At 40.2% G+C, this 18,308-nt stretch carries 16 protein-coding genes; 7 read left to right on the top strand and 9 right to left on the bottom strand.

The window, feature by feature from the left end; translation table 11 throughout:
- Positions 1–5: 5 nt before the first annotated feature.
- Genes K5G00_RS00590 through K5G00_RS00605 form a run of 4 tightly spaced genes read right to left on the bottom strand, consistent with a single transcriptional unit; the run spans position 6 to position 4,308 of the window.
- Complete coding sequence (locus tag K5G00_RS00590; RefSeq protein WP_238763304.1) at positions 6–803, bottom strand: prenyltransferase/squalene oxidase repeat-containing protein; 798 nt, start codon at positions 801–803, stop codon at positions 6–8.
- A 52-nt stretch (positions 804–855) separates the two neighbouring features.
- Complete coding sequence (locus K5G00_RS00595) at positions 856–2,430, bottom strand: polyprenyl synthetase family protein (RefSeq protein ID WP_238763306.1); 1,575 nt, start codon at positions 2,428–2,430, stop codon at positions 856–858.
- A 2-nt stretch (positions 2,431–2,432) separates the two neighbouring features.
- Positions 2,433–3,608: a radical SAM protein gene (locus tag K5G00_RS00600; protein ID WP_238763308.1), complete on the bottom strand. Its 1,176-nt coding sequence runs from the start codon at positions 3,606–3,608 to the stop codon at positions 2,433–2,435.
- A complete protein-coding gene (locus tag K5G00_RS00605; RefSeq protein WP_238763310.1) occupies positions 3,589–4,308 on the bottom strand; it encodes an ATP-binding protein in 720 nt (239 codons plus the stop codon). The genes K5G00_RS00600 and K5G00_RS00605 overlap by 20 nt, the downstream gene beginning before the upstream one ends.
- 228 nt (positions 4,309–4,536) lie before the next feature.
- On the opposite strand from K5G00_RS00605, the gene K5G00_RS00610 reads away from it, so the two are divergent.
- Both K5G00_RS00610 and K5G00_RS00615 read left to right on the top strand, forming a co-directional pair.
- Complete coding sequence (locus K5G00_RS00610; RefSeq protein ID WP_238763312.1) at positions 4,537–4,797, top strand: TfoX/Sxy family protein; 261 nt, start codon at positions 4,537–4,539, stop codon at positions 4,795–4,797.
- 50 nt (positions 4,798–4,847) lie between these two features.
- On the top strand, positions 4,848–5,273 hold the full coding sequence (locus K5G00_RS00615) for a VOC family protein (protein ID WP_238763314.1): 426 nt from the start codon (positions 4,848–4,850) through the stop codon (positions 5,271–5,273).
- 64 nt (positions 5,274–5,337) lie between these two features.
- Here K5G00_RS00615 and K5G00_RS00620 read toward each other — a convergent pair whose 3' ends face one another.
- On the bottom strand, positions 5,338–6,804 hold the full coding sequence (locus K5G00_RS00620) for an aminoacyl-histidine dipeptidase (RefSeq protein ID WP_238763316.1): 1,467 nt from the start codon (positions 6,802–6,804) through the stop codon (positions 5,338–5,340).
- Between the two features lie 233 nt (positions 6,805–7,037).
- On the opposite strand from K5G00_RS00620, the gene K5G00_RS00625 reads away from it, so the two are divergent.
- Positions 7,038–8,564: a peptide MFS transporter gene (locus K5G00_RS00625; protein WP_238763318.1), complete on the top strand. Its 1,527-nt coding sequence runs from the start codon at positions 7,038–7,040 to the stop codon at positions 8,562–8,564.
- Positions 8,565–8,640: 76 nt separating this feature from the next.
- Here the strand turns inward: K5G00_RS00625 and K5G00_RS00630 are convergent, their stop codons facing one another.
- Both K5G00_RS00630 and K5G00_RS00635 read right to left on the bottom strand, forming a co-directional pair.
- Complete coding sequence (locus K5G00_RS00630) at positions 8,641–9,750, bottom strand: DUF4831 family protein (protein WP_238763320.1); 1,110 nt, start codon at positions 9,748–9,750, stop codon at positions 8,641–8,643.
- 71 nt (positions 9,751–9,821) lie between these two features.
- Entirely contained in the window at positions 9,822–11,342 is a 1,521-nt protein-coding gene (locus tag K5G00_RS00635; RefSeq protein WP_238763322.1) for an NAD(P)H-hydrate dehydratase, read from the bottom strand.
- Between the two features lie 270 nt (positions 11,343–11,612).
- Between K5G00_RS00635 and K5G00_RS00640 the strand changes: the two genes are divergently transcribed.
- The gene (locus K5G00_RS00640; RefSeq protein WP_238763325.1) at positions 11,613–13,283 is read left to right on the top strand and encodes a peptide MFS transporter; all 1,671 of its coding nucleotides are present in this window, start codon (positions 11,613–11,615) and stop codon (positions 13,281–13,283) included.
- Between the two features lie 60 nt (positions 13,284–13,343).
- On the opposite strand, the gene K5G00_RS00645 is transcribed toward K5G00_RS00640, so the two are convergent.
- Positions 13,344–13,838 (bottom strand): response regulator, encoded by a 495-nt coding sequence (locus K5G00_RS00645; RefSeq protein ID WP_238763327.1) that lies wholly within the window; start codon positions 13,836–13,838, stop codon positions 13,344–13,346.
- 178 nt (positions 13,839–14,016) lie between these two features.
- On the opposite strand from K5G00_RS00645, the gene K5G00_RS00650 reads away from it, so the two are divergent.
- The 3 genes from K5G00_RS00650 to K5G00_RS00660 all read left to right on the top strand — a co-directional run bounded on the left by K5G00_RS00650 (position 14,017) and on the right by K5G00_RS00660 (position 16,890).
- Complete coding sequence (locus tag K5G00_RS00650) at positions 14,017–14,856, top strand: alpha/beta hydrolase (RefSeq protein WP_238763329.1); 840 nt, start codon at positions 14,017–14,019, stop codon at positions 14,854–14,856.
- Positions 14,853–15,833: a family 43 glycosylhydrolase gene (locus K5G00_RS00655; protein ID WP_238763331.1), complete on the top strand. Its 981-nt coding sequence runs from the start codon at positions 14,853–14,855 to the stop codon at positions 15,831–15,833. Before K5G00_RS00650 ends, K5G00_RS00655 begins: the two co-directional genes overlap by 4 nt.
- 67 nt (positions 15,834–15,900) lie before the next feature.
- Positions 15,901–16,890 carry a sugar phosphate isomerase/epimerase family protein gene (locus K5G00_RS00660; RefSeq protein WP_238763333.1) on the top strand — a complete coding sequence of 330 codons (990 nt, stop codon included), beginning with the start codon at positions 15,901–15,903 and terminating at the stop codon, positions 16,888–16,890.
- Positions 16,891–16,911: 21 nt separating this feature from the next.
- Here K5G00_RS00660 and K5G00_RS00665 read toward each other — a convergent pair whose 3' ends face one another.
- On the bottom strand, positions 16,912–18,306 hold the full coding sequence (locus K5G00_RS00665) for a putative collagen-binding domain-containing protein (protein WP_238763335.1): 1,395 nt from the start codon (positions 18,304–18,306) through the stop codon (positions 16,912–16,914).
- Positions 18,307–18,308: the final 2 nt, after the last annotated feature.

Below are 18,308 nucleotides of genomic sequence, written 5' to 3' on the forward strand. Positions count from 1 at the left end.
TAAAATCAATGCTCATTTTTTGAAAGCGCTCCCAAAGTTAGCAAACCATAAAAAGTATATTCCAAATCGCGGGAAGAATCTCCGTCGCCCGATAAAAAAGCGCCATTTTCATAATTTCCCTGAACCAAATCCAGACAATCGGGTGCAAGTACCCGTAAATCCTGTCCAATTGTTTTCAAAGTAAAAAGCGCAACTGCCGTCGAAAGCAAATCAGCATTCGGTTGTTCCGGAAAAACTTTAAATCCTTCCCCTTTTTCAAAATAATGCAACAAGTTTTCAGCTTCATGTTTCACATTTTTCCCAGTTAAAAATTTAGCCATTAACAGCGCGGCAGAAAAACTACACGGTAAATCTTCGGGTAGTTTGTAGAATTTCAAAAATATCCGCACGAAAAAATAGACGACGCTGTTTTTTCCGAACAAAGCATCAAAACTGAGCACAAACAGAAAAAATCGGTAGGCTGTATTTACATTCTTTCCACTTTTTGAAAGCCAACGAAGCAACTCAAAAAAGGATGGCTTTTGAAATTTCTCCTCCTCCAGCGACAAAAGAATTAACAACCAAGAAAATTTATCGATTACCTTTTTTTCATCGTGCTGAAAAGTCGAAATATGTTGACTTAATTTTGTTAACTGCTCATTCAATTTTAACCCTTTGGAGAGCCAGCATCCAAACAACGAATAATACAAATCGGGACTTCCGGCGCGATCTGTAAAAGCTCCGTTTTTATGTTGTTGTGTTCTTATGAATTCAGCGACTTCTGCCCTACTCGCTTTATTGAGCAACAAAAATCCTTTTTCCATTTCAGAAATAAACTGACGATAAACGGGTTGGTATGAATTCGGGCCACTCACCTTAGGATTTAAAAACTTTTCCCATAACTCCGTATAAACTTAGGCGTAATTTCTTATTTTGAAGTTTATCCAGTTTCGTGTAACATTTTTGTACGTAGTCAGCGAGGTATTTGTCGGCTGTAATTTCGGTGTTGTGTTGTTCAAAACTCTCAAGCAAAACATCAAAATTTTCGGTTTTGATAATGTCTGAAAAAGTAGGAGAATGACCGTTAATACTTTGTTTCAACAACGACAACAAAAATGGAAAATCGAAAGCATGTTTCAGGTGATTGGTTTCGCGGAGCTCATTTAAATCGTCACGAATTTGATAGGCAATTCCAAAATATTCAGCAAATTCAGATAAGATCTGAAGTTCGGATTCCGCGGCATTTCCAGTAATCGCGCCAGTCATTAATGCTACTTTCACTGCTTCACCGGTTTTCTGTTCAAAAATCCGCAGAATTTCATCCACCGATTTTTGCGCAATGTTTTGCTGCAAAAGAATGTCTGCGCCCTGCCCTTCCGAAAGATTTAAATGCGATGTAGCCACCACTTTTAAACAATCCGCTTTAACTTTTGCATCGCAAGGCACACTGGCCAGTAGCTGATAACCTTTGCCAATTAAATAATCGCCAATATTAATTGCAACGGGCACTCCAACAGTTTTGTGCAAGGCCGGTTGCTCATAACGAAAATCCTCCTCGTCCTGAATATCGTCGTGTACCAACGATGCTTTGTGAAAACACTCAATAATCACAGCCAGCGCCGATTGCACTTCTTCGGAAATTTCCTTTGTATATGATTGATACGTAAGCAAGGCCAACAGCGGCCGCATGCGTTGTCCGCCCAGCGCCATCGTTTTTAAAGCCAGTTTCTCGGTATCTGTATTCCCCTGAAAAAATCGGGCTAAACTTTCCTCCAAAAAATATTCCTGTACCTGATTTTTTATCATCGAGACGGAAAGTGGCTGAAATTCTGTTTTATCTGTAATCTGCTCAATTTCTGAAAAAAGCCATTCATAGTCGAGGGAAGTATTCTTGCAACCATCGTACAAAAGTGGCAGCCCGATTACCGGAACTGCAGCGCGTGAAACCGGGTCAAACGAATTTTGCAACACCGGCATACAACTTACGCCAATCACTGCATCAATAGAACCTTCTTCCACCAAACCAATGGCAACCGTAGTTCCTTCGGCCACAAGTGTTGAATATCCCAACTCCTCTGCCCTTCCGAGAATATCGTCAATCTGGCAACCTTTGCAGCCTGCGCAAATTAATCCCAACTCATCAAACACACCTTTGCATTGCAGATTATTTCGCAGACACTGTGGCAACAATAAAAGTCGTCGATTGAAAGGTGTTGCATTCACTACGTCGCGCCATGTTTCATTTCCCAGTAAAACAATGGTAAAATCCAGAAATTCTTCATCCAGATTTAAATGCGTCAAAAGTTCTTTCGAACCGCTCTCCAGCAACTCAAATGAAGCCGGTGGCAAAATATTTTTTTCAGCAGCAAACACAGCAACTTCTTTCCGCAACAATTCACGGATTTGCTTGTCTTTTGGAACTTTTAATATGCGTCTTTTTTTTACTGCCATTTTTATCCGTATGCTCCCAATCCAAAAAATGCTCGTTTTTTTGCAAAGCGGTAAATCCACCCTTTTTCAGGAACAGGAGTTCCGGAACCGTGGCTTGGAACAAGTGGCATCGCTTTTAAACGTTCGGCCTCGTTTTCTCTTCCTGAAGAATCTTTTGCATGGTATTTTTCGGTCGTTTCAACCAGCCATTTAGGGTCTTCCATAATTACACATCCCGATGTTTTCTTAGAAATTTCATTTCTTAAAGCTTCCAGAAAAACCGATTCCTTATATATTTTCTCAAGCGATTTATCCTCAACATTCTCAGCGGCAAACTGAATAACCGGGCAAGGTTCTACAAAACCCGATGCATTGATGTGATGACTCAATCCGGTTGCTGCAGGGCAAAGTCCGTTTCCATCCTGATCCCAATATGCATCAATAATCGCAATATCAAACTGCGAGCGTGCATCCACCATAAATTGCCGAAGCTTCTGAATTTCAGCTTTATCCAGCGCAAGTTCAACAGTTGAATCGGCTCCTACCGGGCGGTAAATATAATACCAAAGGTAAGCCACATTTTTCTGAATCAGCGATTTGATAAAATCAGCAGAAAGTGCCAAATCCATGTTGGATTTACAAACACTCATAGCCACACCGGTAATTAATCCTGAGTTAGTGGCATTTTCAACCGCTTCCACGGTCCGGCGAAAAACATTCTTTCCCCTACGGCGAACATCCGCCACCACTTCATCACCTTCAAAACTGATAAGCGGTGTTACATTTCCCAATTTCCGCAACTCTTCCGCCACTTCCGGCGTAAGTAATGTCCCGTTTGTAAACAACTGAAAATAACAATCCGGATGCTTTTTCAGAACCTCAAAAAGAGGTTTGTATGTTAATGGCTCGCCACCTAAAATTCCAAAAAAATAGGAACCTTTTGCTTTGGTCTCTTTGATAATCCGGTTCAATGTTTCCGGCGACATGCGGGCATTTTTCTTTTTATGTGTCACCCAGCAGCCCTGGCAATTCAGATTACAATCGTCGGTAACCGAAATAAAATGAAAAGCCGGGAAAAAATCGCCGTTCTTCAGTCTTTTTTGATAACGCGCAAAACTCAGCGAACCTTTTACTCCCATGTTGTACACAAATTTGTACAAACACCTTCTATCTGTATTTTTAAGAATCCTTTTTATCATTCTTTGTAAAATCCATTCCCAGTTTAAACTCGGCCAGTGCTTTTCGGCGTTCTTCCTCTGCTTGTTCAACAACTCCCTGCCGGAAAATGTTCCGGCGGTTCTGATTGCGCGCATTCAATGTCGTAAGCAAACTTCCTTTATCAATCGACACCTTTTTTCCGTTGGGTTCGTCTCCTGCCAGCACTGTGTTTTCAGCCAAACGAGGAAACATAATCGCAGAAGTCGGACAGGTTCTTCCGCATGCCGGGCAACCATTTTTACAGGCCAGCGGATCAACTACATTCAACTTTTTTTTATCGTAACTGTAAACGCCAAACAAACAAAATCGAGCGCACTTTCCGCAATTAGAACACAACAATTCATCAATTACGGGAAACCACGCCGGCACATCCAAATCGGTAATCTGAACCTGATAACGAGCTTCGCCTTTTTCAATTTTAAAATCATTCTCCAACTTCGATAAAATCTTGTCAGCCGACAATTCTTTAAAATTCAGCACCTCAAAATCACCAAAATCAATCCCGTTTTGCAGAAACATATTTTTAATTGCCCGCGGATAGCAGGCCACAATTATCTTTTGCTGAAATTCTTTTCCAATGGTATTTAACACCTCTTTTTCGTTGATGGTCAAAGCACATAAATCCTGCAACTCAAAAAGATCTACATCGAGATTTTTTACGCCACCTAGGATTACATTCATTGTTTCCGGAGAAATGACCTGAGCTTTACAGCGACAAAAAAGAACACATGATTTTTTTTCCATAACCTCCTTTGGTTAACGCAACTAAATAACCAAAATTTTAGACAAATGTAAAATGAATACGACAGAAAAGAGTTTGAATGGGACAAATTTAGAACAAAAGCTAATTTTTAAATCAAAACTGTCAAATTTATATCCTGCCAGATTGTATATTTGATAAAAAACAAAATGGAAAAACTAAGCGATTTACCCAACATCAGCAAAGTTTTGGAAAATGAGTTGGAACAGGTTGGAATTACTTCCGCCGAAGAGCTGCGGGAGGTAGGAACAGAAAGCGCTTTTGTCCGCATTCTGACCAATGACGAAACGGCTTGCTTTAGCAAACTCTGTGCTTTGGAGGGAGCCATCCAGGGAATCCGCTGGCACAATTTATCGTCTAACCGGAAAGAAGAATTGCGCGGATTTTTTAGAATGAAAAAGTTGAAATAAAGAGCTATAACCAAGAACACACAGAAATCACAAATTAAAACTTTAGCGAAATGAAACCACGTTTAAATATTGTTACTCTAGGTGTAAAAGACCTGCAAAAATCCAGTTTTTTTTACCAAAATGCTTTCAGCTGGGAACCGGCCAACGGAAGTGACGAAAATATTGTTTTCTTTAATCACGGAGGAATTGTGCTTGCGTTATATCCACTCGACAAACTGGCGAAGGATGCCGAAATCCCATCTGAACGATCCGGCTTTTCGGGGGTAACACTGGCCATCAATCAGGATTCAAAAGAAGCGTTAATTGAAACGTTTAATACAGCCGTAGAAAATGGCGCAAAAATTCTGGTAGAACCGCGCGAAACCTTTTGGGGAGGTTTTGATGCCTATTTTGCAGACCCCGACAATCATCCATGGGAAATTGCCTGGGCTCCATTCTGGAAGTTTGATGAAAAGGGAAGTTTGGTTTTGGAATAGCTGCGATCTACAAGCCAAAAAGAATGCCACCTTTTTACAAAGACGGCATTCTTTCCTAGTTTGGTTATTTTTCAGGAATGTTTTCGAGTGTCACCACCAAAAAGTCCCAGAATTTTTTTACGGATTCAATATTTACTTTTTCATCAGGAGAATGGGGGAAACGAATGGTAGGACCAAACGAGATCATATCCCAGTTCGGATATTTTCCTCCAAGAATTCCACACTCCAGTCCGGCATGGATTGCCTTTATTTCAGGTATCTTTTTAAAATTTTTATTGTAGACGTCCTGCATCGTTTTTAAAATGGGTGAATCCATATTGGGTTTCCACCCGGGATAGGCACCGGAAAAAGACACCTCAGCTCCGGCAAGGGTAAAAACGGCTCTGATTCTTGAAGCCAAATCCTCTTTTGCCGAATCTACCGAACTGCGCATCAACGCAGCACATAAAATGGTTTTCTTTGAAGCATCCGATTTTACGATAGCCAGGTTTGTTGATGTTTCAACTAACCCCTCCATACTGTCGCTCATTCGAACTACCCCGTTGGGGCAGGCGATAACCGCCAAAGTAAGACGAACCTGTGTTTTTTTATCTATCAAATCTGAAGGGACTGTTGCCTGCTCAACAGTAATCTTTAAATCGGGTTCGGTAACAGCCAGTTCGGTTTTAATTGTATCCGATATTTCTTCAACCAAGGCTACAAAATCTGCAACATCCGCTTCGTTTACTGCAAGCAAACCAAAAGCCTCACGAGGAATAGCATTTCTTAAACTTCCTCCATCAATACTCGCCAGGCGCACACCAAGTTTCCCGTATGCCGCATTCAGAATACGAAAAAAAACCATATTGGCATTTCCTCTTCCCAGTGAAATATCCATTCCCGAATGTCCCCCTTTCATACCGGTTACATTTAGTTTCATCCCGGTGAAACCGGCGGGCACTTCTTCTGTTGTGTAGGAAAACAAAGCACTGGCATCCTCTCCGCCGGCACAGCCTACATACAATTCACCTTCGTCCTCCGAATCCATATTAATAAGAATATCGCCATGAAGGACGCCCGGAGCTAATCCGTTTGCTCCGTCCATGCCGGTTTCTTCGGTTGCTGTAAGTAAAACCTCAACAGGCCCATGTTGAATTGTTTTTGAAGCCAATACTGCCAAGGCTGCAGAAACCCCGATACCGTTATCTGCTCCCAATGTTGTACCCCTGGCTTTTACCCAGTCAGCATCTACAAAAGCTTCAATTGGATCTGTTTCAAAATTGTGTTCTTTATTGCTGTTTTTTTGCGGGACCATATCGAGATGCCCCTGAAGAATTACACCTTTCCGTTTTTCCATTCCAGGTGAAGCAGGCTTACGGATTATAATATTCCCTGCATCATCTTTAAAGGTTTCCAAACCCAAATTTTTCCCAAAATTATGCGCCCAACTCTGAATTTCTTCCTCGTGATCGGAGGGTCGTGGAATTTTTGTCATCTGATCAAAAATGCCCCAGACTTCCCGGGGCTCCATACTTTTTATTTCATTATTCATGATTATGATTTAATATTTTATTTCTGTTGCTGCTTCTTTAATACCAAAAATTGTTACAATACTTATTTTTTTATGTGATAACAAAACAAAAGGAAAAATTAATAATTTGTCAAAATTCGCAAAAAATCCTTGCAAAATGTATAAAATTTCAGTTAAAGAATGTAAAACCTGATATGCATCCACGATTTGTTATGATATAATTGATACATTTAGCCCTTTCAAAAAAAATTAATATGAGTGATAAGAACAAGGCATTTTTCGGACATCCGATTGGATTGTCAACTTTATTTGCCAGCGAACTTTGGGAGAGGTTTAGTTATTATGGAATGAGAGCACTGTTAGTGCTTTTTTTAACTGCGACGTTTGCTTCCGGTGGTTTCGAAATGGCGGAACTTGATGCATTTACTATTTATGGAATTTTCACCGGTTTGGTATATGTAACTCCTATTATCGGGGGAATGTTAGCCGACAAGGTGCTTGGGCAACGCAAATCAATTTATATTGGCGGTTTAACAATGGCCATTGGTCAGCTTCTGCTGGCTTCAAGCGCCTGGCTTCACGGAGCTGATGTAGATGTTGAATTACGAAAAACATTATTTTTCTCAGGACTGGGGATTTTGATAGCAGGTAATGGCTTTTTTAAACCCAATATTTCAACCATGGTTGGTGAACTGTACGATAACAACGACCCAAGAAAAGACGGTGGCTTTACCATTTTTTACATGGGGATAAATATTGGTGCATTTCTTTCACCACTGGTTGCCGGAAAATTGGGCGAACAGGTGGCCTGGCAATATGGATTCTTGTCGGCGGGTGTTGGAATGATACTTGGAACAGTATGGTTTTTTGTTCGCAGCCACACACTTGGCTATATAGGAATGCCTCCAAAGGTAAAAGCAGAAAGGGTACGCCTGATAATAAAAGACTGGATAAGCATTTTGATTTATGTCGTAGGCTTGGTAGGCCTTATTTTTGGTGTCATTGTAGGTTGGGGCGTTTTGCCGTCAGCGGTAAGTAAAACCATTATTTACGTTGTAGCTATTGGTGGCACACTCTACCTTTTATCCAGTATTTTCAAAGGAACATCAGGAAAAACAGAATGGTCGAGAGTCGGAGTTATTCTAATCCTGGCCTTGTTTAATGTCTTTTTCTGGAGTGGTTTTGAACAGGCAGGAACCACATTTAACATATTTGCGCGCGACAATACCCAAAGGATGGTTGGAAACTGGGAAATTCCAGCTACCTGGTTTCAAAGTATAAACGCTTTTTATATTGTTGCTTTTGCTCCTCTTTTTAGCATTTTGTGGGTAAAACTCGACAGAGTTAGGCTTAATCCCAGTACTCCCCAAAAATTTGGATTGGGAATGGCTTTTTTGGCTTTAGGTTTTGTAATTATGGCCATTGCTTTTTCAAAATCAACATCCGGAGAAGAAGTAAGATTGGTGAGCCCGTTGTGGCTGGGTATGGTTTACATGTTCCATACATGGGGTGAACTTTCTTTATCGCCGATTGGGCTGTCGATGGTTACCAAACTTTCCCCGCCAAAACTGGTATCAACCATGATGGGAATCTGGATGGGTTCATGGGCAGCTGGAAACTTTGTTGCTTCACAAATGAAAGCAATATCGATTCGCCTGCAGGATGTATTAGGAATGGAAATTCAGGTTTTCTGGTTAATTGCAATTCAGTCAGCAATTATCGCGGCGATTCTGTTTTTGATGGCGCCCATGTTAAAAAGAATGATGCACGGAATCAAATAACACATTTTAATAAGACATAAAAAAACCGGCGCTGGCCGGTTTTTTTATGTCTTATTTTTTTCACATCTCTCCGAAATTATTTCTTCGAAACCGATTCAATTGCACCTGTTTCCGGATGAATTTTCAAACTATAATCGCCAAATAATAATTCTTCAGGCACTGGTGCAACAGAACCAAACTGTGCAATAGCTGTCCGCACAGAAGCAATGATTTTTAGCTCATAAATTAAACTCACTGTTCCAACTCCCGGCATACGATAGTATACGCCACTCTCACCAGCAACAGGATTATCCGATTTTACAAGACCTGTATACTTCTTTTCCAAGTCATTCTGAGGTTCTACTTTTAACATTACAGGTTTTCCGGAAAGATCAGTGGAAGGAACAACTCCCTTTTCATCGGAAAACCGAAAAATAATTTCACCGTTACCACCTGAAGCTGTTGGGACAAAATCGAAACTAAACACTTCGTGGCTATATGTGGTTCTCCCCGTAAATAAACTCAGGTAATTTTTCTCCATCTGCTTTAATTCATTCAGACTAATTCTGTAAGCATCCCCGTCGGGATGAAATTCATCAAGCAAACCGGAAACGATATCATACTGATTTAAACGACATTCCAACACCCGCAAAGCGGCGTCGCTCGCTTTCTCCTCAACAGTTTTTCTCACCGGTCTGAAATTATTTGTGGAATCTCCTGTTGTATACATCGGAGAGTCATTAAAATTTTCAAATGAAAATCCATCATCATATTTTGGCGTAGTAATAAATTCGTTGCTTTTCACTGTTGGTCCAGTCTCAGCAGTAAACTCTGAATTGATACCCGCCAAACGTCCGTCTGGTGTCAGATTAAGCAAAAAGGAAGCATCTCCCAGGGCTTTATAAACCTGGTCAGGATCAGGCTCAGCAAATGTTTCCATTTTCACGTCTTCAAAACTCCATTTCACAGCCTCTCTGTTTTTTGCATTTGTAATTCCCAACAACTGTTCGGCATATGCTGCATAAGGGCCGGGAACAAATTTTTCCTGAACGACCTTTACATATACCCTCACTCCTGTCCGGGGTAAGGCATATACTATTCCCTCTACAAAGGTCGGAACAGCTTCTTCGTCATCCTTTTTTCTTCTTTGTCCAAAAGCAGGAATAACGATCGAAATAACCAGAATGCTTATCAATAATTTCTTCATATCTTTTTTATTTAAAGACCTAAAAATAGAGAATTTATTATGCAATTCAAGAAAAAATCACTCTCTGAAAGTTAATTTGTCTCCTTATTTAATTCAATAAATGCTTTCCCAAGGTAATCCGTGATATCTCCCGCAATCAGGGCAGGCTCTGACTTTTCCCGGGCAGCGAGGTCTCCTGCAAGCCCATGCAGATACACACCGGCAATTGCTGCTTCTTCGGAAGAAATTCCCTGTGCCAGTAATCCAAGCAAAATCCCGGTCAGCGTATCGCCGCTTCCGGCTGTTGCCATTCCAGGATTCCCTGTGGAATTAAAGAACAGTTGTCCATTGGGCATCGCTATAACTGTATAAGCTCCCTTTAAAATCACAATCGTATGATACTTTTGTGCAAACTCCTTTTGTTGTTGAATTCTTTCATAGGAATTGGATGAATTGCCAACAAGCCTTTTAAACTCACCGGGATGTGGAGTTAATATAGATTTTCCAGGCAGCTTCTGCAGCCATTCGCTATTTTCCGAGAGAATATTTAAACCGTCGGCATCGATTACCAAAGGGACTTTGGCTTTTTCGAGAAGTTCACAAAGCGCTTTTTGCGAATTTCTTTTTTTATCTATTCCTGGTCCAACTCCAATGGCTGAAAAGGATGATAAATCAGGAAACTCTGTGAAAATTGCATCATGTTGATCGATACTGGTCATTGCCTCAGGCACTACAGATTGAATGACAGAGTACCCCAGACGTGGAATATGCGTGGTTAACAAACCTACTCCTGCCCTTAAACAACTTCTGGAAGCCAAGACGGCAGCCCCCATTTTTCCAAAGCTGCCGGCAATCAACAATGCGTGTCCAAAGTTGCCTTTATGTGCAAACTTTGAACGGGAGACAATAATCTTTTTTACATTTTCTTCTTCAATAAAAAATATATTCGAGGGAGTTTGTTTCATTCCACCGGGATGCAAACCAATGGGAAGCGCTTCCCATCTTCCGGTGTATATTTCATTTTCAGAAAAAAGAAAACTAATTTTTGGAAACTGAAATGTGAGTGTAAAATCAGCTTTTATAATATTTCCGGGAATATTTGATGAATTGTCTTCGCCCATCAGGCCACTGGGAATATCGATAGCTATTTTGGTATTTTCAAGCTGATTTATCTTCCCAACAATTGCTGCCGAAAAACCTTCAAGTGGCCTCGACAAGCCGGAACCAAACATCCCATCCAGAATTACATCAGTTAAACCAAGTTCAGGAAATCCACTTTCATCCTTAAACTTCACCAGCTTAACTTTGTTTTGTTCTTCCAGGCCTTTCCAGTTCATTGCCGGTGACCCTTTTAACTCTTTCCCAAAATCGAGTAAAAAAACTTCGCAAACAAAATCCAAATTGGCTAGTTGACGGGCAATAGCCAGCGCATCGCCTCCATTATTTCCCGGGCCGGCAAAAAATACCATTTTCTGTTCTGTTGAAAAACGTTTTACCAGCCAGTGGGTAATTTGCAGTGCGGCCCGCTCCATTAGATCGATATCCGAAATGGGTTCATTTTCAATTGTAAACTTGTCTATTCCTGCTATTTGTTTTGTTGTAAAAAGTTTCATTCGTGTGCTTTAAAAATTTCAATAATAAATAACTATTATTATAAACAAATAAAAATACAAAAATTAAAAGCAAATTATAAGGCTCCGGTGAATATGCAAATCCATGAATCGAAAAAAATTATTACAGAAATCAACCGGGTTAAAAGCCGCGAAAATCTTTAGCTATGCTATTTTGTCGGAATGTACTGATCTATTTCATGTTCTGAAGATAAAAGATTTTTATATTTGCTGACTTGGGAAAGAAATCAAAATAATGCTAAACGAATAATTATGGGAAAACAAAAAAAACACCCGAAAGGATTAATGGTCCTTTTTTTTACCGAGATGTGGGAAAGATTTGGTTTTTACCTTCTAATCGGTATTTTCTTTTTATATATGACTGAAAGCAAAGACAGTCAGTTTCCGGGAATGGGTTTCTCGGGAGTAAAAGCCAGTGATATTTACGGTTCATACCTGGCGCTGGTTTATTTAACCCCCTTTATAGGAGGACTTCTTGCTGACAGATACCTGGGATACCGGTTGTCAATAACCATTGGAGGCTTGTTATTTTCAGCCGGCTATTTTGGATTGGCAATTAACAATGAAACTGCATTTTTTGTATCACTTCTTCTAATTATTATGGGGAATGGATTGTTTAAACCCAATATTTCTGCACTGGTGGGTAAAATCTACGATTCGAATCCCAAATACCGTGATTTAAAAGACAGCGGTTACAATATATTTTATATGGGGATTAATATTGGTGCTTTTATTTGCAACTTTATTGCCGCTTACCTGAGGATTAACTACGGATGGGGATGGGCTTTCGCTGCTGCGGGAGTTGGAATGTTAATCGGAGTTATCTGGTTTTGGACAGGCCAGTTTTTTACTGACAATATAAAAATGGTTGATAAAGTATCACCCCCAACCAAAGACGATATGCCGATGAAAAAAATACTCTACACCTTATTTCTGCCCGCTGCAGTTGCTGGAACCGTTGGATGGATGATACCCGGTAATATTTTTAGTTCCGATTCAACCGATGCTTTTATATTCTTTAGTCTGGTTGTAGTAATCTTTTATTTTAATATCTACCGTACGGCTGAAAAAAAAGAGAAACAACCAATTAAGGCCTTGCTGGCTGTATTTGGTTCGGTTATCGTTTTCTGGGCTATCTTTCATCAAAACGGAGCGGCTTTAACTGTTTGGGCTGAAAACTATACCAACCGACAAGTACCCGAGCTTTTGGAAGAGCCGATAAAAACGCTAAGTCTTAACCAGGTGGTAACAACAGATATGCGGGAAGTTGAGCAAACCGATTTACACGGAGCGCCGGTTTTGGATGCGTTTGGGCACCCGGTAACTGAATTAAAGCCTGATCCTTATTTTGACAATCTCCCCAAAGAAAATTGGCCGGAAACGGGAAAAGTAAACCTGATTTCAACGGAACTCTTTCAATCCATAAATCCCGGGTTTATCATTTTGTTTACACCTTTGGTTGTTGGCTTTTTTAATTTTCTGGCGCGAAAAAGAAAAAAAGGCCCGGTAACAACACCTGCCAAAATTGGCTGGGGAATGGTCATCACAGCCCTTTCAGCAGTTGTGATGATTCTTGCAGTTATTGCTTCCAAAAACGGAGCAGTAAAAGCGTCGGCTGGCTGGCTTTTTGGAACATACGCCGTAATAACGGTTGGAGAACTGTGCTTAAGCCCGATGGGACTGTCACTGGTTTCAAAACTAAGTCCGCCAAGAATTACAGCATTAATGATGGGAGGCTGGTTTTTGTCAACTTCAATCGGGAATAAACTGTCGGGAGTATTATCCGGAATGTGGCAAACGTATGACAACAAAGCATTTTTCTTTCTCACCAACGCACTTTTAGCTATGGTTTCAGTAATTCTTATTTTTTCAATGCTGCCCTGGCTGAACCGTGTAATGAAAGAGTACACAGAAAAAAAATAACTCAAAAAAAGGTTGTGTTTTCTGCACAACCTTTTTAATTTCCTATAAAACATCGAATTATCAGAAAACTCCAATCACAAAATAAAAAAATGCCAGAATAATCAGGAAAGCAACCATAGCCAGAAAAAAGTACATAACCTTTCTTGTTTGTCCGTGCTTTTTCTGTAGTTTAAACATGGAAATAATTTTGCGCATTTTGTAAACTACCTTTTCCAACGCCAGTTTATCTTTTACAATATAATCGAAAGCTCCGAACTTGATGGTATTCACTGCAACTTCCATATTCTCGTTACTGGTAAGAAAAATAAACTCGGAATGAGGACTAATTTTTTTAACCTGCTTTAATACCTCCAGCCCGTTGATCCCATCCAAAGAATAATCCTGAATAATAATATCCGGTTTTATTCCCTCTTCAATAGTTTGAACACACTCCTCTCCCGACACGAGTGATTTAACGTTAGGAAAACCATTTCTTTTAAGATATTCGGTAACCAAACGATTGTATATTTTGTTGTTCTCAACAACAAAAATCAAATATTCGTTTTCTTCAAGCATATTTAAAAATCACAAAAACGGATGTGTAATTATTTAAAAATAAAACAATTATTTGTTTAAAAGAATACGAAACGGATGATTGTCTAAGATTGGGAAAAACTGTGTCAGAATTAAAATCTGTATTTCAACTAAATTCCATAGAAATCTTTATATATTGGTGACACAAAATCAAACTATCATGCAAAAAGAATACAAATTATTCCCATTATTTCTTCTCTTGGGCCTTATTAGTTTTAGCCAGATTTTATACGCGCAGGAAACAAAATCAGTAAACTATACGGTTGAAAAAGATATTTTATACAGAGATACCGAAACCCTGCAAAAGGATGCATATATAAATGAGCGTTGCCGGCTCGATATTTATTACCCTGACACAAAAAACTATACAACGGTCGTTTGGTTTCATGGAGGTGGAATTACCTCCGGAAACAAATTTATTCCTGAAAAATTAAAAGAAAAGGGGATTTCCGTTGTGGCTGTAAACTATCGTTTGCATCCCCGGGTAAAATGTCCTGAATATCTTGAAGATGCTGCGGCAGCTATTGCCTGGACATTTAAAAATATTAAAAAATATGGTGGCGATCCGGAAAAGATAGTGGTCTCCGGCCACTCGGCGGGCGGTTATCTTACCAGCATGGTTGGACTGGATAAAAAATGGCTGGCCAAGTTCGGAATTGACGCCGACGAAATTGCGATGCTTATTCCGTTCAGCGGGCATACCATTACGCATATGACAGTTAGAAAAGAACGCGGTATCCCGGATACGCAACCTGTGGTTGATGAATTTGCTCCGCTCTACTACGTTAAAAAGGATGCTCCTCCCTTGATTCTGATTACCGGCGATCGGGAACGGGAAATGCTTGGACGTTACGAAGAAAATGCTTACATGTGGAGAATGATGAAAGTAGCCGGGAATACAACAACAAAACTCTACGAACTGGATTCTTTTGACCATGGAGGAATGGCTTCGCCGGCTTTTGAAATATTATTACAGGAAATTAAAGCACTTAACAAATGAAAAAAATTGTATCTTTTCTGTTGGTGAGCTTTTCTTTTTTTTCGGGTGTCGCACAGGAAAAAATGATGTATGGAGATATATCCAGAAAAGGAGTTCCCTTTGCAAAAGATCCACATGTTATTGAATTACAGGGACGATACCTGATGTACTTTTCAATTCCCCCTTATTCAAATAAAACAGGCGCTGAAAATGGATGGAACATAGGAATCGCAGAAAGTACTGATCTTATCCACTGGGGAAAAGTGGGTGAAATTACGCCAGTCGGAGAATATGAAAGCAAAGGTCTCTGCGCCCCGTGTGCCAGAGTCTACAACAACAAAGTACACTTGTTTTACCAAACTTATGGCAATGGAAAAGACGATGCGATTTGCCATGCAATTTCAAATGACGGAATTACATTTGAAAGAGACAAATCCAACCCGATTTTTAAACCTGAAGGTGACTGGAACTGTGGGCGGGCTATCGACGCCGAAGTGATAAAATTTAAGAATCAGTACTTTCTTTATTTTGCCACCCGTGATCCTGATTACAAAATTCAGATGCAGGGAGTTGCAACGGCGCCAGGATCTTCAAATTTTACAAAAAAAGCCTGGAAACAAGCAAAAAATGCACCGATTATGATCCCTCAATACGACTGGGAAGGAAAATGTGTTGAAGGAGCTTCCGTTATTCAGAGAGGCAACGAGTTATATATGTTTTATGCAGGTTCATACAATAATGCCCCACAACAAATTGGCGTCGCAAAAAGCAGCGATGGAATCCATTGGGAGAAAATTTCAGACCAACCCTTTTTGCGAAACGGAAAAAAAGGTGAATGGAACGAAAGCGAATCAGGCCACCCACATATTTTTGAAACTTCCGGTGGAAAAACGTATCTGTTCTTCCAGGGAAACAATGACAACGGAAAAACCTGGTATATTTCGAATATTGAAGTTTTCTGGAATGAAAACGGACCATACCTAAAGGATAAAATGTGATTTTTTATTTGAGGTTGTAATACCTAGTTTAAATTAGTAATTTGAGAACCAAACTAAACTGTTTATTATGAAAAAAATATATTCAATAATTTTTGCTTTTTTGTTTTTGAGCATAGCATCTGTTGCACAAAAGGCTCCTACTGGAAATCCTGCCAATTTTAAAGTAAAAACCTGTTTACACTCGGTGAGTTATCTGGGCGTATGGCGTGGTCAAACACAGTTAACTGTAGATGAGTTCCTGGTCAAGGCAAAAGAACTTGGATATGAAGGGGTGATGCTTGTCGCCAAACGCCCGCATGTATCGCCACACGATTACGATAAAGCAGCACGCGCAAAGCTAAAAGCTAAAATTGATTCTCTGGGACTAACCCTGGTGGGGCTGGCGGGCTATACCGATTTTACTGCCGGGATTGATAAGCCCGGGATTCCAAACGCTGAAATTCAGGCTGCCTGGGTAGGCGAAATTGCTAAACTGGCGAGCGATCTGGGAACAAACATGGTACGTATATTTACCGGTTATGAACGTCCCGGAATTCCCTACGACAAACAATATGCTGAAGTGGTTTCAGGATTAAAAATGGCGGGGAAACTCGCCGCCGAATATAATGTTACGCTTGCTGTACAAAACCATCACGACATTGCACTTCACCACGACGCAATGCACTGGTTATTAAAAGAGGTGGACATGCCCAATGTTCTGGCCGGATGGGACGCCTGGTCTCCAACACTGGAAGGCCTTTCAAAAGGAGAACTCAGGGAATCAATCATAAAAATGAAGCCCTTTATTATAAATACGATTGCAGCCGACTATGTTGTGCATCCACGATTTAACTATGTAAACAACCTTACCAATTACAAGGCAGAACAGGCAGCTATGCGCGCTGTGCCGATGGGGAAAGGAATTATCGATTACAAGACCTGGTTTGAAACATTAAAAGAAATCGGTTACCAGGGATGGGTGGTTTACGAAATGTGTGAGGTGCTTGACGGCGGTGGTTCCATCGAAAATATGGATAAAACTGCAAAAATCTTTTTGGAGTATATGAAACAGTTTTAATTTACTCAACAAAAGCTGGTTTTAATTTCCTGAAATTACAGCAACCCATTCCAAATCCCCGGGTGCTTTCAACTGAACAAGGTTTCCGCCACGAATCCTTTCTTCGGATAACAGTTTTCCTTTCCGCACATTATACCATTGAAGGCTGAAAGATTTTTCAAATTCTGAAAGGTCGAGATTCACTTCACCGCCGTTGGTAAAAAACAAAACATAATTTTTACCGGGCCAGGCTGCCAAATACGCCTCGTTTTCCCCACGTTCAGAGAGCAAATTATTAGCTGGCCGGAGTTGCCATAATTTTACGGTATTTTCAATCTCTCTGGCTACTTTTACTGAATTCATTGATAAATTCGATAATCCCAGACCTGAAGGTGGCCGATGAAAACGTACCGATGCAGCACCACCCAAAACATGTCGCCACCAGCGTTCCAGTCCGTCTTTGGTAGTTCCGTGTCTTCCGCCATCGGCGCCATAGGTCTTTACCGTATTTAGCGGTCGGGGATTTGACAAGATATAGCTTTTCACCCATTGAAAATTATCCCAGTGAACTTGTCCTTTTTGTTGGTTGTTCTGCGACACATCGCAAAAAGCATATCTTTCCGGGTGGTCAAAGGTTCGTTTGTGATGTTCCGATTTTAAGTCCCAGTTATCCCACATTTCTGTAACACAAATCTCTTTACCAATCTCCTTTGCTTTTCCCAGAATATGTTCCGCCCAAAATACAGCCCACTCTTCTTCTGCCGAAGTTTCGTTATCCATGCAATACAAAACATGATTATAATTTAAGGCATACGAAAGCATTTTATCCACAACCTTTAACTGATAATTTAGCAGTATTTTATTGTTTTGCTGTTTGGGCGTTGTAAAAAAGAAAGGTTGTTTATTTGCTCCCGGATGATCGGGATAAACCGAGTCTAACCGCGATTGCTCAATGGAATAATTAATGTTGTTTTTAGGATTGAAAGGATGGGGAGGCCAGTTGTTACGCGAATAATCAAACCTGTCCCAAACCTCAATCTGAACAACAATGTCTCTTTTTTGAGTCTCCTTAAGAAAGTTTTCAAATCTTTGCCAATACTCATCGTTCCATCGATCCAAATTGTATTTTCCATCTTCCACCAGCAAAAACGGATACAATTCAAATCCCTTATCTTGCCGGTCGCTCATCGTATTTCGAACATAATTTGCCCCAACCGTTTTCATCGAATCCAAATGGGGAATCAATATCTCATTTGGCCATTGAAACAAATTATCATCGCTGCTGGCTCCAAGCAGCATTACTGGTTCTCCTTTATATTGCCAATACCAGGGATCTTCAGTCCAAGGTTGAATTCTTAAGTCTTTTGAAATTTTGTTGCACCCAAAAGATAGTACCAAAAGAAAAACAACAAAAAAAGACATCCACTTCATTTTCATAC

Source organism: Maribellus maritimus (assembly GCF_022267315.1).
Taxonomy (GTDB): Bacteria; Bacteroidota; Bacteroidia; order Bacteroidales; family Prolixibacteraceae; genus Draconibacterium; species Draconibacterium maritimum.

Bases quoted from the DNA above. Each gene is read 5' to 3' on its own strand.
- K5G00_RS00590 (WP_238763304.1), bottom strand. From the start codon at position 803: ATGGAAAAAGGATTTTTGTTGCTCAATAAAGCGAGTAGGGCAGAAGTC.
- K5G00_RS00595 (WP_238763306.1), bottom strand. From the start codon at position 2,430: ATGGCAGTAAAAAAAAGACGCATATTAAAAGTTCCAAAAGACAAGCAA.
- K5G00_RS00600 (WP_238763308.1), bottom strand. From the start codon at position 3,608: ATGATAAAAAGGATTCTTAAAAATACAGATAGAAGGTGTTTGTACAAA.
- K5G00_RS00605 (WP_238763310.1), bottom strand. From the start codon at position 4,308: ATGAATGTAATCCTAGGTGGCGTAAAAAATCTCGATGTAGATCTTTTT.
- K5G00_RS00610 (WP_238763312.1), top strand. From the start codon at position 4,537: ATGGAAAAACTAAGCGATTTACCCAACATCAGCAAAGTTTTGGAAAAT.
- K5G00_RS00615 (WP_238763314.1), top strand. From the start codon at position 4,848: ATGAAACCACGTTTAAATATTGTTACTCTAGGTGTAAAAGACCTGCAA.
- K5G00_RS00620 (WP_238763316.1), bottom strand. From the start codon at position 6,804: ATGAATAATGAAATAAAAAGTATGGAGCCCCGGGAAGTCTGGGGCATT.
- K5G00_RS00625 (WP_238763318.1), top strand. From the start codon at position 7,038: ATGAGTGATAAGAACAAGGCATTTTTCGGACATCCGATTGGATTGTCA.
- K5G00_RS00630 (WP_238763320.1), bottom strand. From the start codon at position 9,750: ATGAAGAAATTATTGATAAGCATTCTGGTTATTTCGATCGTTATTCCT.
- K5G00_RS00635 (WP_238763322.1), bottom strand. From the start codon at position 11,342: ATGAAACTTTTTACAACAAAACAAATAGCAGGAATAGACAAGTTTACA.
- K5G00_RS00640 (WP_238763325.1), top strand. From the start codon at position 11,613: ATGGGAAAACAAAAAAAACACCCGAAAGGATTAATGGTCCTTTTTTTT.
- K5G00_RS00645 (WP_238763327.1), bottom strand. From the start codon at position 13,838: ATGCTTGAAGAAAACGAATATTTGATTTTTGTTGTTGAGAACAACAAA.
- K5G00_RS00650 (WP_238763329.1), top strand. From the start codon at position 14,017: ATGCAAAAAGAATACAAATTATTCCCATTATTTCTTCTCTTGGGCCTT.
- K5G00_RS00655 (WP_238763331.1), top strand. From the start codon at position 14,853: ATGAAAAAAATTGTATCTTTTCTGTTGGTGAGCTTTTCTTTTTTTTCG.
- K5G00_RS00660 (WP_238763333.1), top strand. From the start codon at position 15,901: ATGAAAAAAATATATTCAATAATTTTTGCTTTTTTGTTTTTGAGCATA.
- K5G00_RS00665 (WP_238763335.1), bottom strand. From the start codon at position 18,306: ATGAAAATGAAGTGGATGTCTTTTTTTGTTGTTTTTCTTTTGGTACTA.